Annotated in this window: 1 protein-coding gene; it reads right to left on the bottom strand. The window is 71.0% G+C overall.

Features of this window, described 5'->3' with window-relative positions:
• Nucleotides 1-672 (bottom strand): aspartate-semialdehyde dehydrogenase (locus G6017_RS13600; RefSeq protein ID WP_182617840.1); only part of this gene is annotated, 672 nt, incomplete at its 3' end.
• Nucleotides 673-1050: the final 378 nt, after the last annotated feature.

Genomic DNA, 1050 nt, shown 5'->3' on the forward strand with positions numbered 1-1050 from the left:
GTCGGTCTCCTCGGACCCGTCGTCGACCAGCGCGCCCGCCATCGGCAGCACGTTGAACGCGATCGGCGCCACGTACGGCCCGGTGTCGTCCACCTTGAGCGCCGCGCCGTCGTGCACCAACTCGTGGCCGACGCCGACGTTCCCGGTCACCTGCTCCTCGAGGGTCCGCACGCCCTGCAACCCCGACCCGGACACGGCCTGGTACGTGGAGACGACGAGGCGCGTGAGCCCCGCGGCGTCGTGCAGCACCTTGAGCACCGGCATCGCGGCCATGGTGGTGCAGTTGGGGTTGGCGATGATGCCCTTGGGCGGGTTCTGCGCGGCCTCGGGGTTGACCTCGGAGACGATCAGCGGGACGTCGGGGTCCTTGCGCCAGGCGCTGGAATTGTCGACGACGACGGCGCCGGCCGCGGCGAACCGAGGGGCCTGCTCCTTGGACATCGTGCCCCCGGCCGAGAACAGCGCGATGTCGATGCCCGCGAGCTCCTCGTCGGTGGTCGCGGCGGTGTCCTCGACCACGATGTCCTCGCCACGGAACGGCAGCGTGGTGCCCGCCGACCGCGCGGAGGCGAAGAACCGCACCTCGTCGGCCGGGAACTCCCGCTCCTCCAGCAGGGCGCGCATCACGCGCCCCACCTGGCCCGTGGCTCCGACTACGGCGACAGTGGTCATCGTTGAGGTCAACTCCTGAAAGGTTCTGTCCCGGCCCGCCGCGGACGGGTTCTCCGCCCTGCGCTCGACCGACCGGTGTGGGGACCCAGTCTACCGAGGCCGGTGGCGATGGACAGCGGCCCGCGTCACAGTGCGGGGAGCGGCCGACCTCGCCATCGCCGACCAACGAGAAGTCTGTTCGGCTCACGTCGGCCGAGAGGGAGGTGTGCGAAACGTCCTTTTGGATGGGCTGGCGGGTCCGATGGGCCGGCGGGTCCGATGCTCCACATGGCCGCCCGTCTCCACAGACGATGCCGAAATCGCGGGATGGACGAGGGATGCCACGCTCGTCGTCGTCGACGCTTGCCCCATGCGCCCCGACCCGTCACCCCGCCGCAC

It is taken from the genome of Dietzia sp. B44 (assembly GCF_014145245.1).
In the GTDB taxonomy this organism is placed as follows: domain Bacteria; phylum Actinomycetota; class Actinomycetes; order Mycobacteriales; family Mycobacteriaceae; genus Dietzia; species Dietzia natronolimnaea.